Here is an 8,747-nt window from a genome sequence, read left to right on the forward strand (position 1 = left end):
ATCATCCCTTATCCTTTAACTGAAACACCTTATTCGGATTCAAAATATTTTGCGGATCAAGAGCTTTCTTTATTCTCTCCATTACGAATAATGCCGCCCCATGTTCTTCTTCTTGATACTTTCGTTTTCCGACTCCAACGCCATGTTCTCCCGTGCACGTTCCACCTCGTTTAAGAGCATATAGAACGATACTTTCGTTTATTTCGTCTGCCTTCTTCACTTCTTCTTTATCCTTTGTATCAATCATTAAGAGTACATGGAAATTCCCATCTCCAACATGACCGAGAATACCACCAATAAGACCTACTTTATTTAATACCTCTTTCGCATGGTGAATCGCACCAGCTAATTCTGAAATCGGCACACATACATCCGTACTCATTAGTTTTTTGCCAGGATAACTATGCACGTAAGAGTACGCTAGGTTATGTCTTGCATCCCATAATTTATTTCTCGCCGCAGTTTCCTTCTCAAACGCGATTTCTTTACATTTATGATCAAGAACGATTTCTTTCGTAAATTCAATATCTTGCTTTAACCCCGCTTCATTGCCATGAAACTCTAAAAACAGTGTAGGTTCTTCTCTGTAACTTGTTTCATTATAATGATTTACTTGTTTCATAGATAATTCATCAACAAGTTCAATTCTGGCAATTGGAATACCTGCTTGCAAAATATGTATAACAGCCTCTACTGCATCATTTATAGTTGGAAACGATGCTCTCGCTGCCATAACATGCTCTGGTATACCATATACTTTTAAAGTTAATTCCGTAAAACATCCAAGCGTCCCTTCTGAACCTACGAAAATACCATTTAAATGATAACCTGATGATGACTTCGCTGCTAAATTCCCCGTATGTATTACGCCTCCATCAGCTAGAACCACTTCTAAATCACGAACTTGATCACGCATTACGCCATACTTAACCGCTGTCGTTCCGCTTGCATTTGTAGCAGCCATTCCACCTAACGTTGCATCGGCTCCTGGGTCTACACTAAAAAACAATCCATACTTTTTCAATTCTTTATTAAGCTGAGAGCGGGTCACTCCTGGCTGTACTCTCACAAGAAAATCCTTCTCCCTTATTTCAAGTATTTTATTCATAAGAGAAAAATCCATTGTGATCCCCTTTTCATACGGAATTACATGTCCTTCTAAACTAGAGCCTACCCCAAATGGAACGACAGGTTTTTTATGCTCACTTGCTACTTTCATTATCCCGCTAACCTCTTCGGTCGTTTTTGGAAAAACAACTACATCAGGTAAACTACTAGCATGATATGATTCATCTTTACTATGTAACTCTCTTACTGTCTCATTTATTACTACTCGATCTTCAGGAAGTATATCCTTTAATTCATTTACTAAATGCTCAATTGTTATTTCCATAACTAACTCTCCTTTTTTAATTTTAAAATAAGTATACCATTTTTATACAAAATAATTAGAAAAATAAGATTATTGAACTTTAAGCATACAAAAAAGAACTTGCAGCACCCGCTACAAGTTCTTTTCAAACTACATTTTATATGACTTCTTTATTAACAACATAAACCAAATTAATGTTACTGCCATCAATGAATGAGAGAAACCTACAATATACGTTAGCCCTTTAAAATCCGCTCCATTTAATTGAAGAAGCCCTCTCGCTGCCAGCGAACCTAACATTAAAGTTAATGCAATGTTATGTAAAACAAACCATTTATTAAATCCTTTCACTTCATGAAACGCGAATACTTTTGCTAATCCTAAAGCAATTAAAAAGAAGAAAAAACCAAGTACAAGTGTATGTGTATGTAAAAGGTTTAATAAAGTAGAGCCTAAAATCCCTTTATACTTCCCATACTCCCTAGCAAATATTCCTGACAATAAACCGATAATTAAATACGTAAACGATGCATTATATAATTTTTTCATTATGTACCTCCTTGAGTAGAATGTGTAGTGTGTCATATTTAGTAATAATGATAGTTATATAGTAAAAACTCCTAGTCACCTAGGAGTCATTGTATAAGTATCTCACTCTTTACAATCAAATCTAATTATAAAATATCCTTTTATACAAAACAAACGAACTTTATGTGAACAAGTAGAGCGTAAATAAAATATGTTGCACTTTTGTATTACGCAATCCATACTAATTGTTATAACATTTAAAGGTGGTGCAATACATTGATAGTTCTTGAAACTGAACGACTCACTCTTCGTTGGCTCGATATAAATGATGCTCCGTTTATTCTTGAATTAGTAAACGATCCTGCATGGATTCAGTTTATTGGTGATAAAGGGGTTAAAAACTTAGAAGACGCAAAAAATTATATCGTAAACGGACCAGTCGATATGTATAACAAACTCGGATTTGGCCTTTACTTAGTAGAAAGAAAAGAAGATCTCACGCCACTTGGTATGTGCGGTCTTATTAAAAGAGATTCATTAGAAGATGTTGATATCGGCTTTGCCTTTTTAGAAAAATTCCGTTCAAAAGGATATGGCCACGAGTCTGCTTCTGCGGTAATCGAATACGGTGTACAAAAACTTGGACTGAAACGAATTGTAGCAATTACTTCTATAGATAACATCACCTCAGGAAAGCTTTTAGAAAAAGTAGGATTGCAGTTCGAAAAGATAATTTCAGACTCAGGAGAAGATTTAAAATTATTCGGGTATAACGCGTAATAAAAAGGTCACCACTCATGGTGACCTTTTTGTTATTTTACTGATTTTGTAATAATCTTTTGAGTTACATTATAGTTGTATCAATTCTTGTAATTACCAATATTCCTTTCACATCACATTTTTGGAACTTTATAGAAATAAAACTTCCACTTCTAAATTAATTATATTAATATATTAAATAAATGAAGTGAGAATAAATGGAACAACCACTATTTTTGTTAGTTCTTCAATTCATTGCAATTGTATCGTATATGGAATCTTGTACAATACCGTATTGAAATTAAATATGCCTAAATGGACTGCACATATGGTAGCTACGGTCTTTTCTCTTGGTATTGCCTATCAAGCTTTTATAAATTTCATTTGAAAAACTTTTGTAGCAATTACTTCTACAAATATTGTTGATGCAGTAAAGCTTTTACAAAAAGTAGGATTGCAATTTGAGAGGATTATTTCATGATTAGGAAACGTAACCATTTTTTATAAAGTCTATCCAGGGCAAAATAATGAAGAATTTATTTCCACTAGAAATATATTTGCATAACAAGGAATGAATTTAATTAATCCTGCAACAAATTTCATTTTAGATCAAAAATACGTAAGAAAATAAGCACATCTTGTTATAAAAACAGATGTGCTTATTTTTTAATTTCTATGCATTTTTACGTTTTAAGAAAATCACTCCACCTACAATTAACAGTAATGCGCCTGCAGCCATAGAGATCCAACTAGTAAGGTTAGTACCTGTTTGCGGTAACCATCCAATTTTAGATTGAATTTCATTCTTAGGTTGTGGTTGTTCTTTTACTTGCTCTTTAGGTTGCTCTGATGTTGGAGTATTTTTATCTGGATTCGGCTGTTCTGGTTTAGGTTGTTCCGGTTTTACCTCTTTGAATTTCACTGTTTGTCCCTTATCTTCAATGTCAACGTGAATAGCTACTAAGACACTATCTTGATACAGTTCTTCAAATACTACTACTTCTTTACCTTGTAATGCAGAAGCATTACATGTGAAATCTAATGTGATAGAACCATTTTTCTCTTTTGCAGTAAACTTAGATTCTGCTGTTACTTCTTTACCTTTAACTAATAATGGTTTGTTTGTTGCTTTATCCATTAGTTTACCTTTTACAACGTACTCTTTACCCACGATTAAGTCTTTGTATTCCACTTTATCTTGGATTGTTACAGATTTTGTAGCGTCTAATTCTTTAGAACCATCAGCTTTGTTTGTAGCTGTTGTTTTTATTGAAGGCTCTACAAATCGAACTGTTTGACCTGCATCGTTAATGTCTGCATGAGTTGCAATTACTTGACCTTCATGTAATAAGTCTTCAAACACGACTACTTCTCTTCCTTGCTGTTCAGCACCAACGAAAGTAAATTCTACTGTTACAAAACCATTCTTTTCTTTTGCAGTAAACTTAGTCTCAGCTATTACTTCTTTACCATCAATTAATAATGGTTCTTTAATAGCTTTGTTCATTAATTTACCTTTTACAGTGTACTCTTTACCAACAACTAAGTTAGTATACTCTACTTTATCTTGGATAGTGATAGAATCATTTGCATGAATCTCTTTTCCACCATCAGCTTTGTTTGTAGCTGTTGTTTTTACTGAAGGCTTAACGAACTTAACTGTTTGACCCTTGTCGTTGATATCAGCATGTGTTGTAACAATTTTTCCGTTTTTCAGTAACTCTTCGAATACTACTACTTCTTTTTCTTCTAAACCAGTTGCATCAAATGTAAAATCTAATGTAATAGAACCATTTGCTCCTTTTGGTGTAAACTTAGTTTCAGCTGTTATTTCTTTTCCATTTACAACTAATGGTTTATTAGTTTCTTTATCCATTAATTTACCTTTTACAGTGTACTCTTTACCTATTTGTAGATCTTTGTATTCCACTTTATCTTGAATTGTTACAGACTTAGACGTGTGCATTTCTTTTGTGTCATCTGTTTTATCAGTAGCTGTTGTTTTTATTGAAGGAATCTTTTCATCTTTGACAATATGTTTAATGATTTGACCATTCTCTTTGATCTCAAAAGAGAACGTTTCTTCATTCAATACATAACCTTTTGGTGCAACAGTTTCTTTATATGTGTATTTTCCAAATGGTAACTTTTCAAACTTCGCGATACCTTTATCGTCTGTTTTTCCTTTTACTACTTCTTTTCCTGCTTCATTATAAATAGTAAACTCTGCATTTGGAAGTTTGTTGTTTCCATCAGCTACATCAACTTTTGTAATTTCTAGATCACCTTTGATAAGATGATTAACTGCTAATAACTCAATAATTTTCCCATGTTCCTTTATTTCGAACATAATCGGTTCTTTAATAAGAATGTAACCGTTTGGAGAAGCCTTTTCTACAAATGAATATTTACCATATGCTAAATTTTTGACGTTAACTTCACCTTTTTTATCTGTCTTATATTCACCAATAACTTTCCCACTTGCATCTTTTAACTCGAATACTGCACCTTCTAATTTTTTGCTGATATCTTCATTATCTACTTTAAGTAATTTTACACTACCTTTTACTTCGGTATTTTCTACTGTAAAAGTAAGTGTTTTATTGTGCTCTTTAATTTCAAAAGGATACTTTGTTTTATTTTCAAGATATCCATTAGGTGTTTTTGTCTCTAAGAAATAATACTTACCATACGTAAGATCCTCAACTTTTGCAATTCCATTTTCTTTTGTTACTACTTTTTTCACTTCTTTTCCATCTTCAGTGAAGACTGTGAATTCAACATTTGGCAAAATCTTTCCTGAATCACTAAGTTTTTTTATTTCGATGTTACCTTTTACTTTATTGTTGACTACTTGAACAGCTCCTGTTTCCCCTGTTTTAACTTCAATAGTTTGTGGTTTATCACCTGAAACATAACCTGTTGGTGCTTTAATTTCTTTTACTGTATATGTACCAATTTGTAGGTTATTTAATTCTGCAGTACCATCAGCACCAGTCGTGATTTTTCCAACTGATTCATTATTTGCATTAAAGACTTCAAATACTGCACCAGCTAGAACTTCCCCATTTTCTCCAACCTTTTTAATTTTTAAAGAACCAGTTGCTTCCCAATTTACTGCAAGATCACTACTAAGTTTTTCTTCATTTCTTTCTAATAATACTGTAGCATTCTGAACAGTATCCGTGCCGCGGTAAGCAATTGCTTGAACTTTAGTTAAATTAGCAGCAACACTTAAATTAAATTCACCTGTTTTTGTGTTCTTAGGAATTTGGATACGGAATTTTTCCCCAACTGAAAGCTGATCTCTCACTTCACCATTTTCACTAACAATTTTAACTCCATTAGGGGCATTTTTCGCTACTACCTTATAAGAACCACTCTTAGCATTTGTTTGTACTGTGTATAGATTCGTTTCAAAGAACTCACCCTTTAATTCTGCTTTTTGCTTTTCAGCAGGAATCACATTCATAAAAATATCTTGCGTCTCTTCACTATTATTAGCATTATTAATAATAGCCTTAGCTGCTTTTTCAACATTTTTATTCTCATGTTTTAATTCATTTACATCAAGTTGACCTAATGCATTCCAGACCGCAAGCTGAGTTGCATAATGCGCTTCATTTTCATTAGCTACTCCCAGCTGTTGAGTACTTTTTTGTGGGAAACCATTTAATAAGACCTTATATACTACATTATCTGTTTTCCCCATTTCAGGAAGATCTTCACCATTTGGTGATTTTAATCCAAGAGTTAAGCAATAAGCAATTTGACCGCTTGAATTTTTAATAAATTCAGTCCGAATATACTTACCTAGACTATTACTATAACTCCATTCCATTGAATATTTTTCATGCGTCATAACTTCTGCACTAGCCCTTGGTAAAAACACATTAAGGAATAATGCCAGTACTGATAATAATGTAAAAACTCTTATAATAACTCTCTTACCCAATTTTGAACCCTCCCTAAAATAAATTTATCTGAGTGTATATCGCAATATCTAAAACATTCACGAGCAACCCGATTATCATTATAAAACAAAAAATTACAAATATTAAATATTTTTAACTAAATAGTCATAAAATTTACACATTTTAATATTTTTCAAGTTTTTAAATGAGTTTACTATATACAGATTCCAAAACACGACTGCAATTAACCAGATAAATATGTATGTTAAATATGTAACTAGTAGTTCTTTTGTTCAAGTTAGTAATCTTCTATTTTATCCAACCAATTGCTTTTACCTAATAAATAAAAAAAGGCATCAAAAGTTTCGCTTTGTAATCATATATTTTGGCATATTTAATTATCTTTAAAAGAGGCCACTATTTAAATTACTAGCTTACTTCTTTCCATTCTATTTATAAATATGTACAATTTGTTCAAAAAAAGTTCCCTATTTTATATGAGGAAACTTTTTACGTAGTATGAACCTAAAAACCTAAAATCCCTATAATCTGGCGGGCCTTAGCATTATCAATATAATAATGCATCTCTAATCCTCTTCTTTCTGCACGGAGTACGGTTCCCTTTAATTTTGATAGATGCTGTGAAACAGTGGATTGCGGGAGTCTTAATATTTCCGTTAACTGTGTAACATTACACATTTTATGGTGCATTAATTCATTTACAATTTGTAATCGAACGGGATGTGCCATTACCTTTAATACATCTACATCTTCTTCACTAATTTTAACTCGATTTCTATTGGATAGTAATGTTGTCATTTCGCATTCTCCTTTATTATTTATTTCTATTTTCCTATTATCCTTATAAGTAGTACTTATAGATGATTACCATTTGTCCTGTTGAGAAAATATATTCTCTTTCTTAAATAAAAAAAGACCCCTATCCTGAAAAACAGTAATTACTACTTCAATGAATTAATGTCCTCTAATTTTCAGTCAAACTATATTTTATTTTGGAAAGATTATTTCGTAGTCTATTACATGATTTTGAGCGAGGTTTAACATACTTTGTTAAACGAAAAATCTATAAGAAATCTTCCTTCATTTCGCCTTATACAACTTATACTATTTATTTCTCAACACAAATAAACGAAATTAAATTCCCAATAATGGTAACTTCAGCTGTTAACTATCATTCCTTTTAACTTTCCCCAATTAAAAATAACCTTTTCTTTTCATTTTCTTGTTACCCCGAATAATATGTACCCCTCTTTTACTCTATTAATTCATTATTACACTCCTCCATTTAGATATAAGGAGAACTTCTTATTCAAAGAATTAATTATGCAACATTGCATTTGATAATCACTTTCGTTGTAACTATAATGATTACATCATTACTATTAATCCAAATATTCTACATGGAGGTTTTATTATGTTCAAAAAAATTATTGTATCTTCTATGGCGCTTACTATGTTCGGTGGAGCTGCAACTATGCTAGAGGTACCTAGTGCTCAAGCAGCTTCTTATAACTCAACATCATCCTCTTACTTTGATGTCACTCCTGAAGAGGCCGCGGCTTTCTATCAATCTCAAGACTATAAAAAATTAAAAGTATTTATGGATGACTTTGAAGCTAGAAACCCTTATACTCCTGGTGGAGGCTACGCTCAAGGTAGTGTACGTATGCAAAAATTCAACGATGCTCTTAGAGATGCTAAATTAACAAATATCTACCAAGAATTTATTAGAATCTCATACTACAATCATTATCCAGAACCAAAATAATAACCACGGATAAAATGTTTATTATTTCTATAACTTAGCCTAATTTTAAATGTATAGCCTAAAAATAATGATTAGAAACCACTCATATAAGAGTGGTTTTTCTATTTCCCTATATAATTTAGCTGCATGTTAAGTCACCTTTATTTTGAAATCTTTCATAATGGACATTCTCTCGTTTACACAAACTAGTAGATTAGCGAAGGAAATATCAAAATGTCTTTATAAGTGGTTGGAAGTAATTCTTTTCTGTTTCATAACAAAAAACGAGCACCCTCTCACAATTACATTGAAGTGACCCCTAAAAGTTAGACACGGTTATTTCATTAGGCAGCTTGATCCAAATGAGTCCGGTATTGCACCGGGCTCATTTTTAATTTTGCCTTTA

The 8,747-nt window shown here is 32.2% G+C and carries 6 protein-coding genes; 2 read left to right on the plus strand and 4 right to left on the minus strand.

The genetic code is table 11. The features are described from left to right. Position 1: 1 nt before the first annotated feature. Both DPQ31_RS17360 and DPQ31_RS17365 read right to left on the minus strand, forming a co-directional pair. Positions 2-1,393: an FAD-binding oxidoreductase gene (locus DPQ31_RS17360; RefSeq protein WP_208730797.1), complete on the minus strand. Its 1,392-nt coding sequence runs from the start codon at positions 1,391-1,393 to the stop codon at positions 2-4. 129 nt (positions 1,394-1,522) lie between these two features. Continuing rightward, the gene (locus tag DPQ31_RS17365) at positions 1,523-1,921 is read right to left on the minus strand and encodes a DUF2871 family protein (RefSeq protein WP_000737892.1); all 399 of its coding nucleotides are present in this window, start codon (positions 1,919-1,921) and stop codon (positions 1,523-1,525) included. A gap of 255 nt (positions 1,922-2,176) precedes the next feature. Here DPQ31_RS17365 and DPQ31_RS17370 point away from each other — a divergent pair, with 255 nt between their 5' ends. Beyond that, positions 2,177-2,680 carry a GNAT family N-acetyltransferase gene (locus tag DPQ31_RS17370; protein WP_208730798.1) on the plus strand — a complete coding sequence of 168 codons (504 nt, stop codon included), beginning with the start codon at positions 2,177-2,179 and terminating at the stop codon, positions 2,678-2,680. Between the two features lie 652 nt (positions 2,681-3,332). On the opposite strand, the gene DPQ31_RS17375 is transcribed toward DPQ31_RS17370, so the two are convergent. Beyond that, positions 3,333-6,614, minus strand: a complete 3,282-nt coding sequence (locus DPQ31_RS17375; RefSeq protein ID WP_208730799.1) for a VaFE repeat-containing surface-anchored protein — start codon at positions 6,612-6,614, stop codon at positions 3,333-3,335. Positions 6,615-7,098: 484 nt separating this feature from the next. Then, on the minus strand, positions 7,099-7,392 hold the full coding sequence (locus DPQ31_RS17380; RefSeq protein WP_000209595.1) for an ArsR/SmtB family transcription factor: 294 nt from the start codon (positions 7,390-7,392) through the stop codon (positions 7,099-7,101). 616 nt (positions 7,393-8,008) lie between these two features. Between DPQ31_RS17380 and DPQ31_RS17385 the strand changes: the two genes are divergently transcribed. Beyond that, positions 8,009-8,362, plus strand: coding sequence for a hypothetical protein (locus DPQ31_RS17385; protein ID WP_000473491.1), 354 nt, complete (start codon positions 8,009-8,011; stop codon positions 8,360-8,362). Positions 8,363-8,747: the final 385 nt, after the last annotated feature.

The sequence above is a fragment of the Bacillus sp. COPE52 genome (assembly GCF_003355115.1).
Classification (GTDB): Bacteria; Bacillota; Bacilli; order Bacillales; family Bacillaceae_G; genus Bacillus_A; species Bacillus_A toyonensis.